A 24929-nucleotide genomic window follows, 5' to 3' on the forward strand; every position below is an offset into this window, starting at 1 on the left:
TGATTAGTTATCGTCGCCTTTTTCACATATAAATAAAATGCTCGAACAGAGATCAGGATATTGTTGGCCTAGTTCATAGCAACCATCTAGATATTCCTTAGATATAATATCTGTTTTTAGTAACTGATCCCATTGAAAATTAGCAAGTGCTTTAAAGAAAATCCCCGTACGGTGAATAATTCTCAAACCCGATAGACGAATATCTCGTTCTAATGTATCTAACGAATAGGTTATTCTATGTCCATGTGTTGCTTCAGCATCTGTCACTGCACTATTGTGGCTAATGAGTCCCATTTTCACAGCAATTTGACGTGATGGAGCATTCGCGTTAGGACAAACTACAAAGAATCGTCCTTTATCTGTCAGCCATTCGGTGTTCACTTTATGAAGTAATGCAACAGGATCATCAATATGTTCTAGAACATGAGTTAAGATAACATTATCATATTTAGTAGGGAGTATAGCTTCTTCAAAAAGGGAGTTCACAAAACTAACCTTTTTTTCTAAGGTCTTTCTTGCTACTTCTATAGCTTCATCTGAGGCTTCAACACAAGTGATTTCCTCAAAGTAAGGCAGTAGCCTCTTCGTAAAATCACCTTTATAGCTCCCAAGTTCAAGGCAATTGCCTACATTTATAAACGGTTCAAAGGACCTAAGCATGTATGGGTGCATTACGTCATAATCAAAACTATATGCATATTTACCATTTACTAAATCTTTCGATTCTTCATTATAGTCTCTTTTTATATTCATTCTTACACCACTTTTCTATTATTCCACCAATTGAGCCAGACCAAATCCATAGCGACCAAATTGATTTCCATTATATAGCATATATATTTTCCCATCACAATTAAAGACATTAGGATAGCACATCATGTCAGAATCCCAGCTACCTTCTGTCACATCAATACCTACCTTAGAGTCATCTCTTATCCAATTACTCAGATCATCTGAGTATGCGTAACCGATTCTATAACCTCTATCCTTATTATTTCTAAAATCAAAAGATTGTCTATAGCAGAAAAACATGTGATATTGTTCTTTGAAATGTATAATGGTAGGGAGAGCCTGACATTCATCCGAATATTTATCGGTAATGATCTGCTTCCCTTCTTTCTTCCAGTTAACACCATCTAAAGAAGTAGCGTGACCAATCTTATAAGTGCGCTCTACAGACATTTCATTTACGGGAGCACTCCATTCTGTTCCATAAATATACCACATATGAAAGATATCTCCGATCACCAAAACAAAAGGGTCAGCCACTAAAAACGGTTCATATAAAGATGAAGTCATTACCGGACCATTTCCTATTTTTTCAAAAGAAGCGCCTTCATCATAACTGATTGCTAAACCAATTCCGGAATCTGCAGGAACAGAGACTCTTCGTGTCCAGCCACTTGTATACGCATATATTTTGTTATCAAATCTTAAAACATTCATTGGAAATATACCGTGTTCATCAAAACAGCCCAATTCACCCAGCTCAATGACTGTTTCCTTTGAAATGTTTATGACTTCTTTAAATTCTTTATCCATATCAATAAAGTGAATATAACTTATAAATTTTCCGTTATCTGATTTTTTTCTTGACGAAAAATAGATCCTCACATAATCCTCAAAAACTAGTGCCTGCGGAGATTGTGCAAATTCAGAACAATCATTGATCAGTTTATACTGTGTTGGGTCAAATATTTTACCCATTTTGCTCCATTCCATGATGAACACCCTTTCTAAGACTAGACGAGTCTTCCTTCGAGCTGAGCTATTCCAAATCCATATCTACCAACTTGATTGCCAAGATAAAGCATATATATCTTATTATCAAGCTCAAAAACATGAGGATACGCAACCATCTCCGAATCCCATCCATCATCAGAAACATCAATACCTGCTTTTGAATCATCTCTATTCCAATTGATCATATCGTTCGACCAGGCATAGCCTATTCTATAACTTCTTTCTCTATTTAATCTGAAATCAGTAGCGTGTTTAAAACAAAAAAACATATGATATTTACCACTACTAAAAAAAACATCAGGGCTCGCTTGAGTCTCATCTTCTCCTATTTCGTCCTCTATAATATTCCTATTTATCTTTGTCCAGTTCAGTCCATCACTAGAATACGCCATTCTAATTTTATAAATAACCTCAGGCTTACTCTCTGTCTTTATCCATTTCAATCCTGAGATATACCACATATACCAAGTGTCGTTAAATCTTCTGATTTTAGGTCCACTCAATACAAAAGGCTCATCAGGTGAATAGGATAAAACAGGCCCAGCTCCTAACTTATCAAATGTCTCGCCATTGTTATCGCTTACCGCTATCCCAATAGCAGTATTAAACGGCACTGACTCACACCTCGTATGACCAGCATAATAAGCATAAACTTTCTCGCGATACTCTATTACTGATATTGGATAGGTACCGAATTCATCGAAAGTTCCCACCCCTCCTAATTTCAGTACAGGATCTTCACTTATATTTACAACTTCAAACAAATTATTTCTATTCAAATCGACAAAGGCAGAATAACTGATGTATTGACCATTAGCATCTGGCTTTGGTCTACAACTAAAATATACCCTAATAAATTCATCAAAAATTAATACCGAAGGTGCTTGAGCAAATTCGTTGATCCAATACTTATCTTTTATATCCAGCGGATTAAATATCCTTCCAAGTTTGTTCCATTCAAACATTCTTAAACCTCCATTTTAGCTAACCCTAAGTACCGAAGGACCATGAAACTTAATGACAAATTTCAAGAACACTAATATTTCGCTTTTCTTTTAGCTACTACGAAAAGGTTAGCGCAATATTGTGGGACGTCCTCTCCCAATGAATAAAAGGCTTTTACTGCATCTAATCCAAGCTCGACCATTTGAGCTTCAGCAAGAGGTTTTAGATATATCCCCTTAATCGTTTCTAATTCCAAATTTGAAAGTTCAAGATGTTCCTCCAACATTTCGACGGTATACAGCCTTCTATGACCAAGTTCGTAGTCTTTTGGTGCAAATTTGTCGTAACTTTCTAATAATCCCATCTCAAATCCTGCTCTTCTGTTAAGACTCATACAGTTTGGTACAGAAATAAATACCCTTCCCTCGTCTGATAATAATGTTTCAATTTTCTTCAAAGACACTATAGGATCAGCGACATGTTCTAGGACATTAAGAAATAAGATATGGTCAAAGCTTTTATCTGTCTGAAAATCTTCTAGTAAGCAGTTAAACGTCTCGACCTCTGTTTCAAGCTTTTTTTTCATAAGTTCCAAATTTTTTCTTGATGGTTCAAGTACAGAATATTTATCAAATAGGTTAATTAAACGTTCTGTAGAATATCCGTTTCCACAACCAATTTCAAGTGCTCTCCCATTGTTATTCAGAACAATTTTCTTAATTAAGCTAACTTCTCGATCCACAAGTATCTCATCCATAAGGTCGCCATTTTTATAAAAATCACTAATTCTTTCAAGCATCTCTATTTCCTCATTCATACATTTCGCCCCCGATATCGGTAGTTTTAATAACAGAGATTTTTCGCTCCAACTCTAAGACATCCATAGTAGTATCCATTAAATCCTGCATCCTCCATTAAAGTCCCTACAGTCTCAATATCATAAGTGACCCTATGAAGATGAAAGAGTTCTCCATCCCAGGTTGCAAACGCTGCTCTAGGATCCCCGTCTCTTGGTTGCCCAACTGATCCAGGATTACAGTATGTTTTATCTCCAAAACATTTAATAGTTTGAACATGATTATGTCCAGATACGAAAACAGTACCTTCCACATTGTTAAAATAATCTTCTGATAATTCCAGATACTCATCAATAGGATTACTCCACCCCCCGTGCACCATACGAAGATTATCAAAGTCCCTATAAAACGGAAAGGTTGAAAGCCATCTTAAATTATCTTCAGTGATAATCTTCCTTTGATATCGCAAACAATCATTAACACTTTTTGAACGTGGACAGAAACTTTTCGCAACCATGTACCAGTCATGGTTTCCCATTACACATTGTACATTTCTTGCACGAAGTTCATCGCAAACCTCATTAACCTGAGAGTAATAGCCAACAACATCTCCCAGACAATATATTTCCTTTATATCCATATCATCTAACTCTTCAAGAACTTTTTGCAAAGCAACATAATTTCCATGAATATCAGAAATTATCCCTATCAAAAAAAACACACTCCTCTACATATCTGATAGCAGTCCCTGATTTTATTGCAGGCTGAATAGGTGTTTCACCGTTCAAAAAATAATTTATACTCATTAAGGATTCATTATATCCAAATGCCGTTCGAATTGAAGTCGATGAAGATATCCTAGGATTTATTTCAAGCAATTTCAGATCGCCATGATGTCTTCTAAACTGAAAATTGGTCGGTCCTACTGGTTTGAAAATATCAGCAAGATTTCTAAGGGCTTCCTCACATCCCGATAAACTAACAACTTGAGCCTTATCCGTATAACCTTCTTGTGATAATTTCCTTCTCAACGCCATATAACAGCAAAGTTCAGATTCATCGTTGAAAAATGCTGATATTGTATATTCTTCATCATCATTTCCTACAATAGGCTGTGCCATGAGTTTATGCCCAAAATCCTTTTCATGCTCCATGAACATTTCTTTCGAATAAATCTTTACAATCCCTTTAGAAGCATATCCCTGTCGTGGTTTTAAAAGAAAAGGCAGACCATATTGATAGACAAGCTCCTCAAAACTACCACTAATACGAGATTGAATTACTAATTGTGGATTATTATCATTTAATTTTTCAAAAAAACACCACTTATCCCCGCAAATTTTTATAAGTTCTTCATTATTCAATAAAATTTTCACATTGGTCTGACTAATTACACTATACATTTCAGACCACTTATACATATCAGCTTCTATCCCTGGAATAATCAGATCCACATTATGTTTTTTTATGATCTGACAAAGCCAAGGAATATAGTTACTATCACTAGTCTTGGGGGCCAATTCAAATATATCGCTAAATGCCTCTGCCACTGAGTCCTCATAAATTGTAGTACTTATTAGCTTGTACTTTCTTCCACTTTCTCGTAATGATCGCAAAATTCCATATCCAACGATTCCACTAGCTCCAGAAACAAGTATTGTTTTTATAATGCTTCCTTCTTTCTATAATCACTTAACCGTTTCATACCATCATTGATATTGATCCGTGGATAAAACCCGATACTCTGATACAATGATGTATCATTAATAAAAATATTATCGTTTATATCGTTCTTATCCTTTTGAAATATTACATTTCCTCTATAATTGAATGCTTCAAAGGCAGCATATGCAATCTCACTCAATTTATTGTTTGTGGGGTTTGTACAACAATATTCACCTAGATACCTTAACTCAATAACAATTCTGATAATCTCCACTAAGTCTTCTACATGTATATAATTTCTTAACGCATCATTACTTCCGTATATCGCAATATCCTTGCCTTCTTCTGCTTGATCAGCCATAAAATATAGTAGTGGTTGATTTTTGCGGAAGTCTCCCTTAGCGTCATAAATTTGAGATGGACGTATAATCGTTAATGGTAATTCTCGCGATTTACAGTAGAGAGTCGATAGCTCTTCTGCGTGTTTTTTTGATAATGAATAAATACTGTAATAGGAAGAGTTTATATCCAGTGCTGTGTAGATGGATGATATAAGAACAAAGTGTTTTACATTTGCCTTAGAAGCAGTCATGCAAGCTTTTAATGCTCCTAATGCATTAATATTCTCAGTGTTAATGAGTTCCTCATCCGTATTACTTTCTGCACATGCAGCAACATGTATCACAATATCAGTATTTTCAGGAATTTCGAATGATCCTAAGTTATCTGATAAATCACAATACACATCACAATTTGTCCTCCCCATAGTAATAACATGATGAGTTTCTGATAATTTAGGAATTAAATATTTAGATAAGGAGGCATTCCCCCCTATAATAACTATTTTCTTCATTACTACTCCTTATTTATATCAAATCATATTCATTTATCATTTCCCTTACAGCATCTCTTTCATTGAACATCATCACATCCAAAATCGATAGCCAAGGGACAAACACATCATTAAACTGCTTGTATATTACTGGATTAGATTTTATAAAATTCAATGAAATTCCACATTCCTTAAAGTATTCTTTTGAATAGAGTGATTGCCCACCTATAGGGTTAAGATAGGTCGTTGCCTCCATCTTTCTACAAAGCGAGATAACTTTATCTTGAGACTTAAGGGAATGATTAATATCTATATCTGATGATTTAACGATTTTAGTTTCAATATTTAGGTAACTACATATTTCAATGATTGAGAAATAAATGTACTCAAATAAATTCATCTCATTATTTGAGATTATTTTTTCAAAAAGAGGAAATACATCTTCAAAACTACAAGATTTTTTATAAGCCATATAGATTTTATTGAGCAACTTTTTTCTATTAAACTCTGAGGATATTAGTCGATCTCTAACATCTAGATAATCAGAATCTTTTTTTAATGAAATTGAGAAAAGTGCTTCCTTTCCATCAAGTAAAAAACGATTCCTATTAATCCATCCTTTTTTTGTATATTGGATATTATCATATATAATAAATGTATCAACAGAGTTGATAAGTTGAAAATATCCAATATACGGGGAAAAGTAAGGTTGCATAATAGCTAATTTCATAAGCCCTCCGATTAAGACTCAACAATAAATAATAATGCATCAGAACCACATAGAACTTCTTGTGCTCCACTAAGCTCAATATTTAAACAAGAAGACATTTTTTTTACTGAATCAATAACAGTTTGATTATCTTGATAAGATACCGCAAATTTGTTAATAGAATTAAAACCTGCATGCGAAAGTAGTTTTTCAACAGCGACATATGATGCGAATTTTATAAATGCCTTATCACCAAATAGATTACCCTGAAGTGAGAGCAGTTGAGCTATATTGTTAGCACTGTACAGATTGCTCATTAAAAAACGAAGTTCGCCACCTCGAGATATAAGCTTATTTATATTTTTAAAAAGTAACTCCACATTCTCATACTCCTCTAGAGGCTTGCATAATAAAATGTATTCAAATCCCTGCCCTTCATATATGGATGTTAAATCATTTGTAGTTTCAGATGTACTAAAGTTTTCAAATAATCCAGAGGAGATAACTGAGAAATGCTTATCTGTTGAGAAATTATAGAGCGTAACGTTCTTAATTCCATTTTCATTACATTTATTTTTAATTGAATAAGGTAGAACTCCAAACCCAGGATCAATACACAATATACTTGTAGGTTTATCCTTCATAAATTTTATATTTGCAACTAAATGAGATGTATGATTATTGATCTCGTACCAAGCATCGACCTTGTTCTTTTGTTTGAACAATTCTCTACTGATTTGTAGTGAATTACTTTTCCGCTGTGCTTCCCCTAAAGAAACACTCCCAAAGTGATGGCAGAATGTATCTTTAGCTAAAATAAGCCTATAACCATTCAGACGCAATTGTAATGAAATATCATCATCACAAAATTCGCCATAGTAAAATAATCGATCATGACAAATCCCCTTACCAAATACACTCATTGGAACTACATGTAAAAATGGGCAGAGCCTTTCTCGCTCATTCCATTTGCTTGGGTTCGATTCATTATATCTACTAGCAAACGCCTGCATTTCTTCTATTTGTGTATATGGAACAGGAATTGTTTGATTATTTGAAATATTATTCGTAGTTGGAACAACCATCCCAATAGATGGATCTGATTCTAAACAGGTTAGAAGGTTCTCCAGCCAGCATTCAGTTACTATTACATCATTAGAAACTGCAGCTAAAACTTTACCTTCTACTGCTCTTACTCCTATAAAGTAAGCGATCATAGCGCCAGTGTTCTTGTGAAAACTAATAACTTTTTTATTCGCGTAAGCTACACTTTCAAAATACTCTCGAGTACCATCAATAGAACCATCATTAACTAATATAAGCTCATAATCAATCCCTTGAGTATATCTCAATATTGAATCTACACATTGTTTGGTGTATTCGAGCTTATTATACGCAGTAACCAATATAGAAACAGGATATTTATTCTTTCCAGTTTGTAATGAAGCTTTCGCGTACTCATTTGCATTTGCTGTGGCAAAATCAGATTGATAATAGATCTCCATTTTATTAGTATCAGGATAAATTAAACCAAAATAAAAAATTTCTTCTCTTAACTCCTTCAACAAAGAATAAAGCGTAAACTCAAATAATGTTGCTATGCTTTTTCCATCACTGTATTTATAATCATTAAGGCAATCGTCAATACATAACAAAATATTATCAAATACATTTAACATAAACCGAGATTGAATTATTGTCTTTAATCGTGAGATTTCTTCACGATAGGGCTCTATTTCTATTCTTATAGTCTTAAGAGATGAAACACATAAATCCAGATCGCCCATACGAATGTTGTTTATGCAATATTTCACTCTTACAATTATATCGTCAAGAATTTTAACGATTTTTTTGATTGACTCTAAATTTAACTCATGCTGTTGAGTCATGGAAAACTCTAAATTTTTTTTAGCATCCATATTATCACCATCTAATAGTAACGCCTGATTAAAGCAAGATACGGCTTCTTCAATTAAAGCTACATGGAAACACAACACACCTTTTAAATTCCAAAATAATGAATTATATTTATATTCCGCTTCATTCGCCACTATTAGTGCTGAAGCAGAATCTATATCGTTATTATTTATGCACTCTTCTATTTGTACTAATATATGATCTTTCATTAAAATCTCCTTTCAATGTGTATACTATATTGAATTTGACAGTAAAGCATCTGTCCAAGAAACTAAAGGATATTTTTGTTCTATTTCTTTTATGATGGAATTCATCGCCCCAACATTTTTGGATTTCTCATACAATCGATAACAGCGTTCGTAAGTATTATAATCAGGTTTCAAGTGCTTTAAATTAGTAAATAATAAATCTGCATCTTCAAGATAATCACTTTGAAGACATAATTCACCTAACAGAGATATTATCTTTGTATCCTTTGGATACTCCACATATAATTCACTTAATATATCAATAGCTACCTCAACAAAGCTATACTCCGCCAATAAGAGACATATATTGTATTTCGCTTTTATGGAACCCTTTAGAATGAGATTTAACACAACTTGGAAAATTTCGAATTCCTGTAATGTAACAAGATGACGTGAAATTTCTAGAAGCAATTTCTCCAAGTGAGAGGTTAAACGAACATTAGAATAGTCTTCTCTATTAATCAATCTAAATAGGGTCTCGCTTTCCTTTTTACTCACGTTTAGCTGTGATTGTACTCTATGAAAAAGAGAAGTATCTTGAAGAATTATAGCTAGTAAAAGTATATCTCCTCCAACTTCATCGGGTAGCTGTGAAATACTGGACCACTGTTTACTTGCTAACTCATATTTTTTGTCATACTGCGATGCTACAGCGTAAATAAATGGTTGCGTTTGAATTTTATATTTCATCATATATTCATTTAACAGCGGGTGTCGTAGCGAATAAAGTGTATCAATCAGAATGCGTAAGTCATTAATATTCTCAATATTATAGATAATCTCTAAATTTCGATGCACATCATCCGCAGGTATGTTTGCTTTAGTAACAATCTCAAAGTATTTTGTGAGTGCAGGTGTATGTGTTTTCTTCTCCTCAAGAACTTTGATTACTAACTCATAGCTCTCAGCCAACCTTCTTTGCTGCTCATATACTTCAGCCAACATAAATCTCGCTCTATAGCCTCCTGAACCTTCATAAACCATGGCCCCTTCCCCCTGATCTCCCATCAGCAGGCACTTATGAAACGCTAGTTCTGCATCTTTAAGATACCCAACCTCCATAAATAGTTGCCCCTGAGTATAACGCATTTCAGAATCAGCACTATACAATAGAACAGCTTCATTAATAATACTCAAACCATCTTCTTGCTTATTAAGTTTACCTAAGGTGGAGGCGAATAACGTTAATAGATCGGGCAAAAACAGGCTATCTTTGCTTAATGGATAAGCTAGCTTAAAATAATGAACTGCTTTATCGTATTGACCAAGACTTAAATATAATTTGCCCATATTAAACAAATTAAAAGCGCTAGGATTTTCTTCAACTTCCTTAATCATGATGGGAAGATTCCGTTGCAGCTTATCCTTTTCTTCTATGGTTTCATTACTATAACCGGTATGATGAAGAAGTAAATCTACATCATCACCCACAAATTTAAATCTCTCATCAAATATATTTAAATGCTCATGAAGTTGATTTTCAAAGTAGAGGTTTTCATTATTTACGAATAACCTTACGTTATAATGAACAAATGTTTGATCGAATGATAGATAATTTTTAATTTTCAAAACATAATAATCGAATCCGGTAACACATGCCTTATGGATATCTGAGTCTTCATCAAGGTATTCATCTGCATCCATTACCAGAATATAGTCGCAAGAAGACTGCCGAATACTGAAGTTTCTTGCTTCAGCAAAACTTCCTGTCCACTCAAAATTATAGATGTTAGAGGTATATCGCTTTGCAATTTCTATTGTATTGTCCTCTGAACCAGTATCTACAATAATAATTTCCTCAACCTTACCAACGACACTATCCAGACATCGGGCAAGTGTTTTCTCCTCGTTCTTCACAATCATGCATAAAGATACTGTTTTGTTCATAATTACCTCTCAGTCTAGGGATAATAATTTATACTATTATTATCGGTCGTAATCAAATACCTGATAAGTAAAGAAAATAAAATCAGCTTATTAACCACCTAGAAGTTCAAAACGTTTACGGGCCAACTTATAATTATATTGGGCAGATAACTCGTAATACTTCCTGGCCCTATTCAAATCACCTGTAGTTTCATAGAATACCGCTAAATTATAGGCCGCTAAAAAAGTACCTGTGCCTTTTACACTCTCATATTTATTGGTGTCTCCTATAGCTAAACATTTTAGATAAGATTCCTCAATTAACGGAAAACACCTCATATATTTATTAATATCACTAAAAACCAGTTCCATGTAAAACAAACCACTGACGAAATAGAAGTCTGGAAAATCGCTTAACAGCCTAGCCTCCCTTTCTATCAGTGCACGTCCCTCTTCGAAATTACCCACCCCTAACATTGTATACAAACGCTCGATTATTAATTGTGGCTTGTACCCGTCTATATCAGTAATTCCACTATAACATCTTGATAGGTAGGCCTCAGCTTTAATAAAATCCTTTATTATTCTGTACTCCTTACCTAGTTGATACAGAAGATAATTATCATCAGGATATTTATCCAGCTCAAATTCAAGCATTTTTATATTTCGTTTGTACTTATCAGACTTGTAGTATCCATCATGATATACATAGATCGGCACATTTTCCCTTGGAAGATTGGACACGATCTGCTCATGGATTTTACCTGTGTAAAATGACCCCTTTGGAAATAATCTAGTGACATTCGCTTCTGACTCTCTTAACTCCCCATCATAATCAAAACTATTAGTAATTCTAATTCGTCCCAATGAATTATTATTATTGATAAAATCATCAATTTCTTTCCGTGAAGCTTTAATGATACGATCATCAGCATCCAGTACTAAAATCCAATCTCCTTCACACTGTTTCAACGCAAAATTTCTTGCAGCTGAGAAGTCATCCACCCATTGAAAATCAAACACTCGAGCTCCATAAGCACTTGCTATTTTTTTGGTATCATCTACAGATCCAGTATCAACAACAACTATCTCATCTACGATTGACCTCACACTCTCAAGGCATCTTCCGAGCTTCTCCGATTCGTTTTTTACAATCATTGCTAAAGTTAGCATGAACAATTCCTCCAATTGTTAATAAATCACAAAATAAAAAGACCCTAGTTAAACTAAGGTCCTTTCTAAAACAGTCTAAAAAATTAACGAAGCAGTTGAAGAACGCCTTGTGGTTGTTGATTCGCTTGCGCAAGCATAGCTTGTGCAGCTTGGGAAAGAATGCTATTCTTCGTTTGCGACATCATTTCTTTAGCCATATCCACATCGCGAACACGAGATTCGGCTGCAGTCAAATTCTCGGAAGATGTATTCAAGTTATTAATGGTGTGCTCAAGACGGTTTTGTACCGCACCCAGTTTCGAACGTTCCGTAGAAACTTTGGCAATAGCGGAATCCACTGCTCCAAGAGCCGTTTGTGAATTAGCTTTAGTCTTCAAATCACCTACAGTGGTCATTAATGCTGCTGCATCCATGTCACCAAAAGTATAAGAGATCTTTTGGTTGGTATTAGCACCCACTTGGAAATCGACTGCTGTTGTAGTTCCATCCCAAAGCTTTTGAGTATTAAATTCCGTGTCATTAGATATCCGAGTGATTTCAAGTGCCAATGCTTGATACTCTTCATCAATTGCAGCACGGTCTGCTGTTACGTTAGTATCATTTGAGGATTGAACGGAAAGTTCACGCATACGTTGAAGAATGGAGTGAGTTTCATTCAATGCACCTTCAGCAGTTTGAATCATGGAGATACCATCTTGAGCATTACGGGATGCTTGATCAAGACCGCGGATTTGACCACGCATTTTCTCAGAGATTGCCAAACCAGCGGCATCGTCACCAGCACGGTTAATGCGTAAGCCGGAAGACAGTTTCTCGATGTTCTTGCTAGTGTTGCCTGTATTGATTGATAGCTGGCGATGAGTATTCAATGCCGCGATATTATGGTTAATAATCATTATAATTTCCTCCCTGAATTTAACCCCCACATCCATGTGGTAGGTGTATACATATAAATGACTAAATCATCTTAGCTCAACTTTAGATTAACGAAGCAATTGAAGAACGCCTTGTGGCTGTTGATTCGCTTGTGCAAGCATAGCTTGTGCAGCTTGGGAAAGAATACTATTCTTTGTTTGCGCCATCATTTCTTTAGCCATATCTACGTCACGAACACGGGATTCAGCTGCAGTCAAGTTCTCGGAGGAAGTATTCAAGTTATTAATTGTATGCTCCAAACGGTTTTGTACAGCACCCAGTTTCGAACGTTCTGTCGACACTGATGCAATCGCTTTGTCTACAGCTACAAGTTCTATCTGAGATTTTGCCTTATCTGTCAAATCACCTACAGCGCCCATCAATGTAGTAGCATCAGCTTTAGAGAAAGTATAACTGATCGTTTGCGATTTATTAGCGCCTATTTGGAAATCTACAGCCGTTGTGGTGCCATCCCATAGTTTTTGAGTATTGAACTCTGTATCAGTTGAGATACGAGTAATTTCTTTTGCCAATGCTTGATACTCTTCATTAATTGCAGCACGGTCAGCTGTTACGTTAGTATCATTTGAAGATTGAACGGAAAGTTCACGCATACGTTGAAGAATGGAGTGAGTTTCATTAAGCGCACCCTCAGCAGTTTGAATCATGGAGATACCATCTTGAGCATTACGGGATGCTTGATCAAGACCACGGATTTGACCGCGCATTTTCTCGGAAATAGCCAGACCTGCTGCATCGTCGCCAGCACGGTTAATACGTAATCCGGAAGAGAGTTTCTCGATGTTCTTGCTAGTGTTGCTAGTGTTAATAGAAAGTTGACGGTGAGTGTTCAGCGCCGCGATATTGTGGTTAATAATCATTTGAATTTCCTCCTTGAAATATGTTGGTTCCACATCCATGTGGTAACGCTAAACCGTTAAGGTCGGCCGCCCTGCGGGTTCAGCGTCTAAACTATATATCGACAACTTGCCATGATCTGTTTAGAGTAATTTAGTAATAATCAATAAATTTTTTATAACTTTAACCTATAATAAAAAATCGGGTCTGCACATCATACAGTTTCCCGATTCCTCAGTCCTTTGTGTAGGATTTAAATGCTATCTTGGATTCCCCTTAGCCGATCAATAAGTACGTTAAGGTCAGATGGCGCAGTCGCGACTGATTCGCGATTGGCCTCCTGAATAGATAAATAAATCTCTTTTCGGAATATATCAACATGTTTTGGGGCTGTGATACCAAGCTTCACCGTATCACCTTCTACACTTAATACCGTCACCTCTATTTGATCTTGTATAACAACGGACTCTCCTTTTTTACGAGAAAGTACGAGCATATTATCCACCATCCTTTCCGTCTACAATCAACTTCTCCTGTAACAAGTAATGTTTTGTATGGTAGGGAGCACTATGCAATACGATCTGTTTCCCAGTCTTCGCATCAGGATTTAATACGATGGGAGCCAGTAGATTAATTGTAGATTGTTCAATCTGATCCTTCAGCGTAATGATACAGCGAATTAGTACATTCGATTGGATTCTCAATTCCTCAGCCTCAATATCAGGAAGTTCGAATTCATAGGATGGATAAAATAAAAAGGGATCGCCCAGTAAAAATGATAATTCTCTCTCCTTAACCGATTGTAAATACCAGAAGGATGTATCCTCCATAGATATCAGTGCAAAATCAGTCTCATCATCGAACCCAGGAATCCCCTTTGAGAAATAATATATCTGCTCATCATTTACTTCCAATGTGCCCCAGGATAATGTCTCTATAATCAAATCGATCACTCCTTAAAAGTATTGCTTCGTATAGACTAGTCTTCTAATTTACATATTTCAATAAATAACAGAAAAGCTATAGAGGGCTCTTTCAAGCACATCTATAGCTTAAGAGCTACTACAATTGAACATTCACTTTCGGCGGAATAAACTGTATGGACGCGTACTGCTGCATATATATATTTAACTTACCACGAGTGTACTCGATTTCCGGACGATGTGTTTCAACTTGAATACTGACCGTCGCAGGGCGAAATTCAATTCTTGGATCTCTTGTTTCGAAATGAATATCCACATTATCGTATGATGCTGGACCTCTAGTCTCAGGAAAAGAATTTGGCTCGGTGTCTGTGCCATATACTTCAGCAATCGTATTGCCTGGTTTAAAAAACTGGGCCATTTGATTTCCCTGCTCTACCTTCCTTGCAATGCCCTGAAGGTATAACTGCTGGATGCCTGAATAAATACGCTTGTTCATGTCAGACATACTGCCCCCGGTAAAAGCCGCCCAAGCTCTAGATTGGTCTATTGTAAACTCTGGACGAAAAGATTGAACCGCAAGCTCCCCTGAAGTGGTTGTTATATTCACCTCTGCTTTGGGTTGGGTAATGGATAAGTTTCCTGAATCTGCATCCATCCCAATCAAAGCAGCCGTCTGACGTATTTGTAGTAGCGGCTGTAGCACGATAACCACCTCTATTATCTGATAAAGTCCACGAGAGTTGTAGATATAATCTTGGCCCCAACTGACAAGGACGCGTTATAAATATTCTCCTGAATCTTCGATTGCATGATCAAGCCCTCATAATCAGCATCTTCAGTCTTAGCTTGAAGATCTGTCAGGTTGATATTTAAATCACTTAACCGTTCCTGCATCAATTCTACACGATTGGTTTTTGCTCCAACTTCAGATCGAGCGGATAAAATAGTATTCATCCTTGAGTCAATAGTATCTAGTTGATTGGATATTGCAGAAGTATTACCCGATTTCAGAGCATCTGATATATTATTAATAATAGTAAACAGATTATCTGCATCCCCAGTTTTACCGAATACATCATTGCCACCCATACTAATCGGCATGCGCACATCTTCACCTACAATAAACTGAATCTGCCCGGTGTCCGTAGTAATCGGCTTAGATACATCATAAGTACCATCTGCCCCTTTGGCAAAATCATAAGGTTTGGTGTTATATTGCTCGCCATTAAAGATATACTTTCCATTTAGCGTACTGTTTCCAATATCCACAAGTTGCTCTTTTAATTGCATCAATTCTTCATTGATACTATCGAGCGCAGACTGCGGGTTAGTCCCTGTCGCAGCCTGTACAGACAATTCACGAATCTTTTGAACAACATCCCCAGCTTGACCTAGGACGGTATCATTATAATCTAGCCATGAAAGAGCGCTATCTACATTCTTGGTATATTGCTCGTTAGAAGAAAGCTCAGCGCGATAGCGCAGGGAATACGTAATCCCTACCGGATCATCGGAAGGCTTGTTGATTTTTTGTCCGCTTGCAAGCTGTAATTGTGTGTCGTTCATTGTACGTGCATTGCGGTTTAGGTTAAGCAAAAGCTGTGAATTCATCATGTTAGAGGTTACTCTCAACATACGCTATATCTCCTTTTATCTGCCGACTGTGCCGGTGGAATTAATCAATTTGTCGAGCAGTTCATCAAAAGTAGTCATAAAACGCGCAGCGGCACTATAAGCATGCTGGAACACGAGCATATTCGACATTTCTTCATCCAGCGATACACCACTGACAGATTGACGACGGGAGTTAACCTGCTCTACCAGATAATCTGAGTTGTCTGTTTGACGCGCTGCCTCCTGCGATTGAATACCCAATTGGCCAACCATAGAACCTAGAAGCCCACCCACAGTATTGCTAACTTTACCGTCCGGCGTAGTGAATTTACTATCCTTCAGGTTTGTCAGCAAGAGCGCCAGGGTGTTATTTCCTTTAACGACCTGTGTGTTGCCAGCTGCATCAACAGTTGTACGTAGTGAAGTTGCGAATAAGCTAACATCTGCAGCAATTTCCGGATTCAACTTGATCGTTCCAGCGTCACCAGAGGTTACAAAGAAATCACGACCAGAGCTTCCATCCATCGCATAACCTAACTTGTGAAGTCCGTTCAGGCCTTTAACAATAGTTTTAGCATCCTCATACATCGTTGCTCCCTTAGGCATTGCCTGACCAGCGGCCAAAGTAACTACAGTACCATCCGCTTGAGTAATCTTAGCATCATTAGTTAACATGGTACCCTCAGGAAGATTGGAACCTGCCGGTATAGTAATTTCAACGTCACCAGTAGCAATCGTACTAGCCATATCGTTAAGTTGTTTCTTGTAGTCAGTAACATAAGTATTTTTGGAGAAAATCATTCCGTAAGCCTCGCCGCCCTTCAACGTTCCAGCGGCATAAGCATTATTAAGAAATGCACTATCTACGGTTGCAGTAACTTCTCCACCCTCTACCAGTGGCTGTCCACCCAGTGAAACGTTATAACCAGCTTCTGTTTCCACAACGGTAATATTAGCAATCTTAGATAGCTTGTCCGCCATCAGATCGCGTTGATCGCGTAAATCATTGGCCTGATCGCCCATACCTTCGATCTTATAGATCGATTTATTCAAGTCTGCGATAGCGGTCAGGTAGCCCTGAGCCTCTTTTGCCTTTACGTCAATATTAGTAGTTAGATCCCGATCAAGATTATCTAATTGCGTGCTCATATAATTCATGGCATCAGTCAAAGATTGTGCAGTTTGTACTACAATCTTACGAGCAGTAGGATCCTCAGGGTTCTTACTAAGGTCAGACCATGATTTCCAGAAGTTATCTAGAACTGTACGAATACCTGTATCCGATGGTTCGTTAACAATCGCTTCTAGTTTAGAGAGAGTATCTGCTTGAAGTTTCCAGTTACCAAATGCAGAATTCTCACCACGGTACTGATCATCCAGAAACATTTCCCGAATCCGATCGATAGATGAGAATTCCACCCCTGTACCCATTTGACCAGGAACGGTAGATTTATTAAATCCGTACGCTTCAATAGGTAAAGCAGCCTTCATATTTACACGTTGACGAGTATAACCCTCGGTATTCGCATTTGCGATATTGTGTCCAGTCGTATTAAGAGCTGCGGTCTGAGTAAAAAGGCTGCGTCTCGCCGTCTCTATCGAGTGAAATGTGGATGTCATGCTTCTTACTCCTCCTTATGTTCTGCTCCAGCAGAACACTTCATCAGTACAATTCTAGCCTCGTGCATCAAAAATCCCCGACCGATTTACGCCATTGCCCTTATCGGACGGACGATGATATGTGATATCCTGATTCGGTCTTCCGACCAGCAGATCCAAAGAATAATCTATAAAAGTAAGCGACTGCTCTATCAGCTTCTGATTTAGCTCATTTGCTTCTTTCAAGCGGTGCAAAGTGCCAGAAAGCTTCTGCTGAATATGCAGCAGTCGTGCCTTGTCTTCAGGGTCAAATATAAGTCTGGACAGCTCAGTTAGGTTCAGGTTCAGGTTGGAACGAATACCTACGCCTTGTAGAACGGTATACGCTGCCGCGATTCGCTGTTCCTCGAGCTGCCCAATCAGCTTCATTAGCTTGGACTCACGGTTCAGGATGTCGATTAAGGCATCCACCTTGTTGTCCATAATCGTCTGTTTTTTCTCAGCGGCCAGCTCCAGCATTTGGTTATGCACTTCGTCCAGCCGCTCCAATAGTTCTATTAATGTCGTCAATGCCATGGATGGTTTCACCTAATTCTCGGAGGATTGCTTAAAGTAAGGGGCGAGTTTCTCTGCTAGCTTAGCTGCATCTACTTGATAGGTACCTGCGGAGACCTGTTGCTTCAAACTGTCGATCTTAAGTGCACGTTCAGCATCATTACTAGAATTCTGTGCTTGCAAGAGCTGAATTGCTTCATCAGAGATCGAAACCTCATCCTTGCGTGAACTTTTCTTCATTTGTTCCTGCCTTTGCGCATCCGCGCTGCGTTGATACGGATTCATCGCGTTAATTCGTCCGGTCTCGTTAATTTTCATAACTTCACCTTCCTTCTAATATAAAAAAGCCGATAATCTTTACTAAGTTTATCGGCGTAGACTGAAACATTCTTTATAGCTGCAAACGTTTTTTTGCAGATTTTATAGGTCACGCAACTTGTCTATGGCACGATATGCACCGTCTGTTGTCTTTTTGGTAGAATCCTCAGCAGCACTTTCCTTTGCGGCATTGGAGAGATCCTTCCTGAGCCGAGTACGACAACTATCACACATATGCCCATCGCGAATCAGCGTTCCACACACCTCGCAGGGATACATCATATTAGGAGCATTAGCTATAGATATCCGGCCCTCTCGAATAAAGCGGGTGATCTCCTTAATCGAAATTCCTGTAGCATCGGACAACTCTTGAATGTTGGTTCCTTTGTTCTCCCGCAAATAATCCACGCAGATCTCATATTCATGCTCCAGCTCTTTGATGCAGGGCTGGCACAAACCCATAAGATTCTTAACAAACAACCGGCCGCACCTTGGACAATTGTCTAGATTCATAACAAGCAGCCGCTCCTCTCCGTACATTCTGTACAATGCATAATATTCTTATGCTCCTAGATTACATGATTGCAGGGAATTCGTCTATGGGACAGAAGAAACGCTACTAGGTGTATGTTTATCTTCAAAAAGTGAATGGAGGTGTTCACAATCATGCATCTTGTTCCCACTTAAGAACGTGCCCAAGTTAAGCTATACACCTCTACCGCATAACCATAATCTGAACCCACTTGTTGTATGATCTCAGCGCACGCACGAATGGTACTGCCCGTCGTATAAATATCATCAACAATAATAATCCGAACAGGACGATTTAGAGGTACCTCCCTATTTAACCAATCCGCAAATTGTGTTGTTACTGCCAGATTTTCTGCAAAAGCGTGCTTCATATCCGCCAGTCGCTCCGCTCGGCTCTTAAAGCTCTGTTTTCCCGTATGGTGTGTACGGATCAGCAGCGGAAGCTGTGGAATCTTCCTACATCTAGATAGTACATCAGCCAATCTTTCCGCTTGATTAAATCCTCGCTCCATAAGCCGGAAATCACTGACAGGCACTGGCACTAACAAATCAGCAGACCAAGAACGATGGATGATGGATGGTTTTCGGGATAAAAGAGCGCTCTGCTTCTCTTTTTTCAGTGTTAGATAGGCTCTATCCAGCATGAGGCCAAGTAAAGGGGCATACCGTTCATTCCCGCGATATTTATACTGACCCAACCATTCTCGCATAACACTAGTGTAAGCCACTGCACTTCGATTACAAATAATCGGAGACGGTTCACTACTGCGGGTACAGTCAGGACAGCCCACATGCCGACCACATTTCAAGCAGCGTGGGGAACGTATCCAAGGAATGGATTCTACGCAATTCCTGCAAACTCCAGGAAATTGTGAGGATCCTGGATTACGCTTGCCGCAGGTTAAGCATGGAGTTACGGAAGGGGACAAGAGTGCCCGAGATTTGGTTAACCATGAGAACAGAGAGCTCATCTCGGCGCCTCCTTGCTAATGTATCCTTTGCGGCGAGCGATGATGTTCATAGTACGGATTTGGGAGATCGCTCCTCGCTGTGATCGGGTCCATTGGAGAGAGGCAAATACAACACGCCCAGCAGGATCATCCTTAGATCGCCCGGCACGTCCAGCCATCTGAACCAAGGAGGCTTCGTCAAAAAGATCGCTATCCGCATCCAAAATAAATACATCGCTGCGTGGGACTGTAACTCCTCGTTCCAGAATCGTAGTCGTTACTAATAGGGAGATAGCCCGGTCGCGAAAAGCAGTTACCTTCTCTGCCCGGAAGGAATCTTTGGAGGAAGTACCCTCGATAACTACGCGGGGAAAGCTCCGACGAAGCAGAACCAGTAATCCTTCAATATGTGCAATACGCGACACAAAACAAAAGATTTGCGCCTCGCGCTCGAGCGACTTACGAAGCGTATGTATGAGAGATCTAGGTAACATCCCACGCTTTAGGCATGTTTGAACGGATGTCATGGTCAGATGCTGTGGCACAGGCAAGGGATGACCATGGAAGCGAACAGGTACTCTGGCATGTGGAAGTCTGCCTAACCGGACCAACCGCTGCATTTCTTGTGGTGGAGTAGCTGATAAGTAGATAAAAGAGCCATCTACCTTACAGGCTTGTTCAGCGGCATAAGCCAGCATAGGATCATTGTGATAGGGAAATGCGTCCAGCTCGTCAATGATTACGAGATCAAAGCCTCGATGGAAGCGCAGCAGCTGATGGGTGGTCGCGAGCGTTAAGCGACCACTCACCCAGCGTTCTGCGCTGCCGCCGTAAAGCACGGCGAGAGTCTCCGCCGGGAAAGCCTTCGCGAGCCGCGGAGCGAGCTCGAGTACGACGTCGCGTCGCGGCGTCGCTACGAGCGCCCGCCCACCGGCGGCGAGCACGGCCTCTAGGAGCGGGAAGATCATCTCCGTCTTCCCGGCTCCCGTCACCGCCCAGAGCAGAAACCGCTCTGGGCACGAATTGGCGGAGCGCTCACGCCGCTCCGCCAGAAAACCCAGCGCAGCGCCAGCGGCTCCCGCCTGCGCTGGGCTCAGTCCCCACCGGCCTGCGGCTGCGGTGGGGTCAAGGGCGGCCGTGCACCGCACGGCCGGAAGCGCTGCGCTGCGCAGCAGCAGCGCGCAAGCCCGGCTGCGCCCAAGTGCGAGGCAGGCCTCGCAATAGGCGCAGCCCATAAGGCCGCACGCGGCGCATGCCGTGCGGCCGGTTGGGGCGCTGCCGCAGCGCAGGCAGCGCGAGACCGCGCGGCGGGCGACAGCGCCGCGCCACAATACGTGCGGCAGCTTAGCCGCCGCACGCGCCAGAGCGCCAGCGCCCACAGGGAGCTGGCGGGCCCACGCCCCATGCGCAGCCGGGGCGTGACTACCAACGGCGGCGGCAAACGTAAGCCGCCCCTGCAAATGCGCCAGTTGTGCCGCCTGGCGCCAACGACCTGTCAGCTCTGGCAACCTCTCTGCCAGCAGCGTTTCTATTTCCGGCTGCAGTAAAGAACGGCCGGCCACAGCCCACGATAGTTGTTCTGCCTCCGATTCCAGTACAGCATAATCGAGATCATTTCCTCTACTGTAACTTCTGCAATCATTGTTCTCCCTAGACTGTTCTATAAATATCTCTCTTTGCCCAGAAAGTCGCCATAGCGACACCCTCTCACTAAGCAACTCTTCCTCGCCTTTCCCTCCTGCTTCCCTTTCCTCCTTCAACTCAGGCTCGAGGACACCGCTCACGTATTGACTCCACTCCTTAGCCCCCCAGTTCCTCATCCCGTCTCTTTGTTTAAAACGATCGCGCAACTTCACCGCCCACCCCAGCGGCAGCGCAGGAGATAATAAAACCAGCTTATCCTCCGTTACTAAGCCTCTACCTTGACTCTCCAGCCCAGCGCCAGACCACCACCATCTATCTACTGTAAGATCTAAAGAAATCCGAACACTCCAGATCCCCCTACATTCCAAGGCATATACAGCAGCTCGCATAAAATCGGCCTCCTTTAAGTCTCACATTAATCACTCTTGCCCACACCACTTTCCCAGCCTCTAACGCAAAAAGCACACTCCTCCATTTCTTGGAGAGTGTGCTTCACCCGTTACTCACATATTCACTTAAAATCTGTCGCGCTTTGATTCGCATCCCCTACTTCCTGCCATCCCCATAAAAGGCAACGAAACAGACTGCCCTGACAACCGCAAGTCTACCACAATCCCTTGTTGCTGCAACTCTTCTTCACTCACCTGAAAAGTGTACATAGATGTTGCAAGATCGATAGAGCAGCCACTATCAGCCAGCCTGGAAACAATTCCAAGGGTTCCATCGCTCGAGCCATCATCCATGAACGTTACTCGAAATCGTTTTCCGGTTAAAAATGCTTGAAATGTCAGCGCCCGAATGTACCATTCCACAACAGATGCATGATTGCGGGTAATCAAAATATAATGAATCCATTTCACGGACTGCGGTGTCTGCCGCACCTTCTGCCGATTATGCAGCATATGAATAATCACTGCAGCGGATACATAAACAGCCGCAATCCATATCAACTGGGCTACCATGGAGATGCACCTCCTCTGTATACCAACACTATATGCCGGCTTTAAAAGGTCGGTGACTGCCCAGAGTTCCTATCAAGCATAAACGCCTTCGGCGTCCTTGCAAGGACGGTAAGCGTTTAAGCGAGAAATATAAGACATAAAGTATGGTGTGAAACTTATACTTTCTTATATTTTAAAGGAACAAGCTGTGCTCTCCTTGATTTCATTCCTATATGTACCGTAAATCTGTAAAAATTTTTATAAAGTTACCCAACCATATTTGATTGAGTTGATTACTGCTTGCGTACGATCATCAACTTCCATTTTTTGCAAAATACTACTAACATGGTTTTTGACCGTTTTTTCACTAATAAACAAATACTCACCGATCATTTTGTTACTTTTACCTTCCGCCATCAGCCGCAGTACTTCTGCTTCACGACGTGTAAGAGGATTGTTGTCACCGGCCACAAACTTAACACCAGCTTCCTTCACTACCGTATCAGCAGCTACTCCAGTCTCATTAAGGTAAGTCATGCGCCGCAATTGATTGATTAGCTTCCCGGTAACCTTTGGATGAATAAAAGCGTGTCCCTCACAGACCGAACGGATCGCATTAATAAGGGATTCAGCCTCCATATCCTTCAATAAATAACCATTGGCACCCTTACGAAGGGTTTCAAACACATAACTCTCATCATCATGAATCGATAAAATAATTACCTTAACCTCCGGGAACATTTCCCTCAGTTTTTGAGTGGCCTCCACGCCATTCTCAATAGGCATATTAATATCCATCAGTACGATGTCTGGTTTAGTTCCGTTACAGAACTCTAATACCTGGATACCGTCACCACATTCACCGATGACTTCGATATCCTCCTCCATATTCAAAATACGTTTCAGCCCTTCACGAAAAAGCTGATGATCATCCGCCAAAAGAACTTTAATGGGCGTTTTAGTAGAGTTTAAGTTCTCCATCACATTACTCCTTCCCTTTCTCCACGTTCGTCGGAATGTGGATCACGATTGTTGTCCCCTGATTCTCGGCTGATATGATTTCCATTCTGCCTTCAAGCAGCTCTACACGTTCCCGCATACCTACTAGCCCGAAGCTTTCACGATTGCCCTGCGGATTTTTTAATTTCTGCACATTAAAACCTAATCCATTATCCTTAATCACAATCTTAATTAACTGCGCTTGGTAAGTAATCTCTACCAATACGAAACTCGGGTAGGCATGTTTAGCTGCATTAGACAAAGCTTCCTGGACCAATCGGTATACCGCTGCCTCCATGGCTGAAGATAGTCGATGTTCCTGACCTCTGGTTTCCAAGGTCGTCCTCAGCTTCGTCTTCTCCTCAAAATCATGCACATATTTCCGCAAAGTCGGAATTAATCCCAAATCATCGAGAGCCATCGGTCGTAAATTAAAGATGACCTTACGCATTTCTTCCAGGCTGTATCGAACCTGTCCTTTCAAATCTATTACTTCGTCCTGCACCAACCCAAATTCCTGCTTTACCAGCATTCTTTCTACAATTTCCGTCCTAAGGACTAGATTCGCCAGCATTTGAGCAGGACCATCATGAATTTCCCGGGCAATTCTCTTCCGTTCTTCCTCTTGAGCCAGGATTATCTTGAGTCCTATCATCTGTCTGTTCTTCGCAGATTCGACAATTCTCGTCACCTGACCTAGTTCTCCCGACAAATATTCGAGCACTACGCTCATTTGTGAACCAATTGACTCTGCGCGCTCTACAGAATTTTCGACACTGCGCACTCGCATTTGTAATTCATCACGTCTTGATCGAAGATAGACCTCTCGCTCACGCGTCATCATGAGTTCGAGCTGTAGCTCCGTAGCCTTCTCATAGGCAATACGGATATCCTTCTCCGAGTAGCGGACAAAGTCCCGGCTGACCTCTGTCAGCCGGATTCTGGAGCGGTGATACTGCAGCTCCAGCTTGTCTACTTTTTTCAATGTTTCATCCGTTTCGTCCATGACCCGCTGCAGTTCTTTGTTGAGTGCAGCAAGTTCATCACGCGCAACCTGCAATATTTCAAAAATCTGATACTTGCTGCTCTCCATCACGTCGATGGTATTTTTAATGACGCGATCAATCGCATCGGCTTGAAATTCCACGGATGCTTGCCCCTTTTCTATCGAATCGTTTTAAAGG

Annotated in this window: 26 protein-coding genes; all 26 read right to left on the reverse strand. The window is 40.1% G+C overall.

Going from position 1 to position 24929, the window contains the following annotated elements; genetic code table 11:
- Positions 1-3 precede the first annotated feature (3 nt).
- Positions 4-753: a class I SAM-dependent methyltransferase gene (locus MKY99_RS28200; protein ID WP_339267543.1), complete on the reverse strand. Its 750-nt coding sequence runs from the start codon at positions 751-753 to the stop codon at positions 4-6.
- Between the two features lie 18 nt (positions 754-771).
- Complete coding sequence (locus tag MKY99_RS28205) at positions 772-1722, reverse strand: hypothetical protein (RefSeq protein WP_339267545.1); 951 nt, start codon at positions 1720-1722, stop codon at positions 772-774.
- A 20-nt stretch (positions 1723-1742) separates the two neighbouring features.
- Positions 1743-2708 (reverse strand): glycosylase, encoded by a 966-nt coding sequence (locus MKY99_RS28210; protein WP_339267547.1) that lies wholly within the window; start codon positions 2706-2708, stop codon positions 1743-1745.
- 71 nt (positions 2709-2779) lie between these two features.
- Positions 2780-3505, reverse strand: coding sequence for a class I SAM-dependent methyltransferase (locus MKY99_RS28215; RefSeq protein WP_339267548.1), 726 nt, complete (start codon positions 3503-3505; stop codon positions 2780-2782).
- Positions 3506-3531: 26 nt separating this feature from the next.
- Positions 3532-4197: a metallophosphoesterase family protein gene (locus MKY99_RS28220; RefSeq protein WP_339267550.1), complete on the reverse strand. Its 666-nt coding sequence runs from the start codon at positions 4195-4197 to the stop codon at positions 3532-3534.
- Positions 4178-5035 carry an ATP-grasp domain-containing protein gene (locus MKY99_RS28225; RefSeq protein ID WP_339267552.1) on the reverse strand — a complete coding sequence of 286 codons (858 nt, stop codon included), beginning with the start codon at positions 5033-5035 and terminating at the stop codon, positions 4178-4180. Before MKY99_RS28225 ends, MKY99_RS28220 begins: the two co-directional genes overlap by 20 nt.
- Before the next feature lie 113 nt (positions 5036-5148).
- Entirely contained in the window at positions 5149-6003 is an 855-nt protein-coding gene (locus tag MKY99_RS28230; RefSeq protein ID WP_339267554.1) for an NAD(P)-dependent oxidoreductase, read from the reverse strand.
- 13 nt (positions 6004-6016) lie between these two features.
- A complete protein-coding gene (locus tag MKY99_RS28235; RefSeq protein ID WP_339267556.1) occupies positions 6017-6712 on the reverse strand; it encodes a WbqC family protein in 696 nt (231 codons plus the stop codon).
- Between the two features lie 11 nt (positions 6713-6723).
- Positions 6724-8817, reverse strand: coding sequence for a glycosyltransferase (locus MKY99_RS28240; RefSeq protein WP_339267558.1), 2094 nt, complete (start codon positions 8815-8817; stop codon positions 6724-6726).
- Between the two features lie 24 nt (positions 8818-8841).
- Positions 8842-10743 (reverse strand): glycosyltransferase family 2 protein, encoded by a 1902-nt coding sequence (locus tag MKY99_RS28245; RefSeq protein ID WP_339267560.1) that lies wholly within the window; start codon positions 10741-10743, stop codon positions 8842-8844.
- A 90-nt stretch (positions 10744-10833) separates the two neighbouring features.
- Complete coding sequence (locus MKY99_RS28250; protein WP_339267562.1) at positions 10834-11895, reverse strand: glycosyltransferase family 2 protein; 1062 nt, start codon at positions 11893-11895, stop codon at positions 10834-10836.
- Positions 11896-11978: 83 nt separating this feature from the next.
- Positions 11979-12791, reverse strand: coding sequence for a flagellin (locus MKY99_RS28255; RefSeq protein WP_339267564.1), 813 nt, complete (start codon positions 12789-12791; stop codon positions 11979-11981).
- An 87-nt stretch (positions 12792-12878) separates the two neighbouring features.
- Positions 12879-13691 (reverse strand): flagellin, encoded by an 813-nt coding sequence (locus MKY99_RS28260; RefSeq protein WP_339267566.1) that lies wholly within the window; start codon positions 13689-13691, stop codon positions 12879-12881.
- 230 nt (positions 13692-13921) lie between these two features.
- Positions 13922-14164 carry a carbon storage regulator CsrA gene (gene csrA, locus MKY99_RS28265; protein ID WP_339267568.1) on the reverse strand — a complete coding sequence of 81 codons (243 nt, stop codon included), beginning with the start codon at positions 14162-14164 and terminating at the stop codon, positions 13922-13924.
- Between the two features lies 1 nt (position 14165).
- Entirely contained in the window at positions 14166-14612 is a 447-nt protein-coding gene (locus MKY99_RS28270; RefSeq protein WP_339267569.1) for a flagellar assembly protein FliW, read from the reverse strand.
- Positions 14613-14730: 118 nt separating this feature from the next.
- The gene (locus MKY99_RS28275) at positions 14731-15297 is read right to left on the reverse strand and encodes a DUF6470 family protein (protein ID WP_339267572.1); all 567 of its coding nucleotides are present in this window, start codon (positions 15295-15297) and stop codon (positions 14731-14733) included.
- A 14-nt stretch (positions 15298-15311) separates the two neighbouring features.
- The gene (gene flgL, locus MKY99_RS28280) at positions 15312-16229 is read right to left on the reverse strand and encodes a flagellar hook-associated protein FlgL (protein ID WP_339267574.1); all 918 of its coding nucleotides are present in this window, start codon (positions 16227-16229) and stop codon (positions 15312-15314) included.
- Positions 16230-16244: 15 nt separating this feature from the next.
- Entirely contained in the window at positions 16245-17828 is a 1584-nt protein-coding gene (gene flgK, locus MKY99_RS28285; RefSeq protein ID WP_339267576.1) for a flagellar hook-associated protein FlgK, read from the reverse strand.
- Positions 17829-17882: 54 nt separating this feature from the next.
- On the reverse strand, positions 17883-18383 hold the full coding sequence (locus tag MKY99_RS28290; RefSeq protein ID WP_042192416.1) for a flagellar protein FlgN: 501 nt from the start codon (positions 18381-18383) through the stop codon (positions 17883-17885).
- 12 nt (positions 18384-18395) lie between these two features.
- Entirely contained in the window at positions 18396-18680 is a 285-nt protein-coding gene (flgM, locus tag MKY99_RS28295; RefSeq protein WP_339267578.1) for a flagellar biosynthesis anti-sigma factor FlgM, read from the reverse strand.
- Between the two features lie 102 nt (positions 18681-18782).
- Entirely contained in the window at positions 18783-19193 is a 411-nt protein-coding gene (locus MKY99_RS28300) for a TIGR03826 family flagellar region protein (protein WP_339267580.1), read from the reverse strand.
- Between the two features lie 170 nt (positions 19194-19363).
- A complete protein-coding gene (locus MKY99_RS28305) occupies positions 19364-20182 on the reverse strand; it encodes a ComF family protein (RefSeq protein WP_339267582.1) in 819 nt (272 codons plus the stop codon).
- A complete protein-coding gene (locus MKY99_RS28310) occupies positions 20179-21309 on the reverse strand; it encodes a helicase-related protein (protein ID WP_339267584.1) in 1131 nt (376 codons plus the stop codon). The genes MKY99_RS28305 and MKY99_RS28310 overlap by 4 nt, the downstream gene beginning before the upstream one ends.
- Before the next feature lie 1011 nt (positions 21310-22320).
- Positions 22321-22767 carry a glycosyltransferase family A protein gene (locus tag MKY99_RS28315; protein WP_076285666.1) on the reverse strand — a complete coding sequence of 149 codons (447 nt, stop codon included), beginning with the start codon at positions 22765-22767 and terminating at the stop codon, positions 22321-22323.
- Positions 22768-23004: 237 nt separating this feature from the next.
- The gene (locus tag MKY99_RS28320) at positions 23005-23727 is read right to left on the reverse strand and encodes a response regulator transcription factor (protein WP_042131342.1); all 723 of its coding nucleotides are present in this window, start codon (positions 23725-23727) and stop codon (positions 23005-23007) included.
- Between the two features lie 4 nt (positions 23728-23731).
- Positions 23732-24892 carry a sensor histidine kinase gene (locus MKY99_RS28325; RefSeq protein ID WP_042131343.1) on the reverse strand — a complete coding sequence of 387 codons (1161 nt, stop codon included), beginning with the start codon at positions 24890-24892 and terminating at the stop codon, positions 23732-23734.
- Positions 24893-24929: the final 37 nt, after the last annotated feature.

It is taken from the genome of Paenibacillus sp. FSL R5-0470, from assembly GCF_037975205.1.
Taxonomy (GTDB): Bacteria; Bacillota; Bacilli; order Paenibacillales; family Paenibacillaceae; genus Paenibacillus_AQ.

Excerpts from the sequence above, each read along its gene's own strand:
- MKY99_RS28200 (WP_339267543.1), bottom strand. The coding sequence starts at position 753 with ATGAATATAAAAAGAGACTATAATGAAGAATCGAAAGATTTAGTAAAT.
- MKY99_RS28205 (WP_339267545.1), bottom strand. The coding sequence starts at position 1,722 with ATGGAATGGAGCAAAATGGGTAAAATATTTGACCCAACACAGTATAAA.
- MKY99_RS28210 (WP_339267547.1), bottom strand. The coding sequence starts at position 2,708 with ATGTTTGAATGGAACAAACTTGGAAGGATATTTAATCCGCTGGATATA.
- MKY99_RS28215 (WP_339267548.1), bottom strand. The coding sequence starts at position 3,505 with ATGAATGAGGAAATAGAGATGCTTGAAAGAATTAGTGATTTTTATAAA.
- MKY99_RS28230 (WP_339267554.1), bottom strand. The coding sequence starts at position 6,003 with ATGAAGAAAATAGTTATTATAGGGGGGAATGCCTCCTTATCTAAATAT.
- MKY99_RS28235 (WP_339267556.1), bottom strand. The coding sequence starts at position 6,712 with ATGAAATTAGCTATTATGCAACCTTACTTTTCCCCGTATATTGGATAT.
- MKY99_RS28240 (WP_339267558.1), bottom strand. The coding sequence starts at position 8,817 with ATGAAAGATCATATATTAGTACAAATAGAAGAGTGCATAAATAATAAC.
- MKY99_RS28245 (WP_339267560.1), bottom strand. The coding sequence starts at position 10,743 with ATGAACAAAACAGTATCTTTATGCATGATTGTGAAGAACGAGGAGAAA.
- MKY99_RS28250 (WP_339267562.1), bottom strand. The coding sequence starts at position 11,895 with ATGCTAACTTTAGCAATGATTGTAAAAAACGAATCGGAGAAGCTCGGA.
- MKY99_RS28255 (WP_339267564.1), bottom strand. The coding sequence starts at position 12,791 with ATGATTATTAACCATAATATCGCGGCATTGAATACTCATCGCCAGCTA.
- MKY99_RS28260 (WP_339267566.1), bottom strand. The coding sequence starts at position 13,691 with ATGATTATTAACCACAATATCGCGGCGCTGAACACTCACCGTCAACTT.
- csrA (WP_339267568.1), bottom strand. The coding sequence starts at position 14,164 with ATGCTCGTACTTTCTCGTAAAAAAGGAGAGTCCGTTGTTATACAAGAT.
- flgL (WP_339267574.1), bottom strand. The coding sequence starts at position 16,229 with ATGTTGAGAGTAACCTCTAACATGATGAATTCACAGCTTTTGCTTAAC.
- flgK (WP_339267576.1), bottom strand. The coding sequence starts at position 17,828 with ATGACATCCACATTTCACTCGATAGAGACGGCGAGACGCAGCCTTTTT.
- MKY99_RS28290 (WP_042192416.1), bottom strand. The coding sequence starts at position 18,383 with ATGGCATTGACGACATTAATAGAACTATTGGAGCGGCTGGACGAAGTG.
- flgM (WP_339267578.1), bottom strand. The coding sequence starts at position 18,680 with ATGAAAATTAACGAGACCGGACGAATTAACGCGATGAATCCGTATCAA.
- MKY99_RS28300 (WP_339267580.1), bottom strand. The coding sequence starts at position 19,193 with ATGAATCTAGACAATTGTCCAAGGTGCGGCCGGTTGTTTGTTAAGAAT.
- MKY99_RS28305 (WP_339267582.1), bottom strand. The coding sequence starts at position 20,182 with ATGAGCTCTCTGTTCTCATGGTTAACCAAATCTCGGGCACTCTTGTCC.
- MKY99_RS28315 (WP_076285666.1), bottom strand. The coding sequence starts at position 22,767 with ATGGTAGCCCAGTTGATATGGATTGCGGCTGTTTATGTATCCGCTGCA.
- MKY99_RS28320 (WP_042131342.1), bottom strand. The coding sequence starts at position 23,727 with ATGGAGAACTTAAACTCTACTAAAACGCCCATTAAAGTTCTTTTGGCG.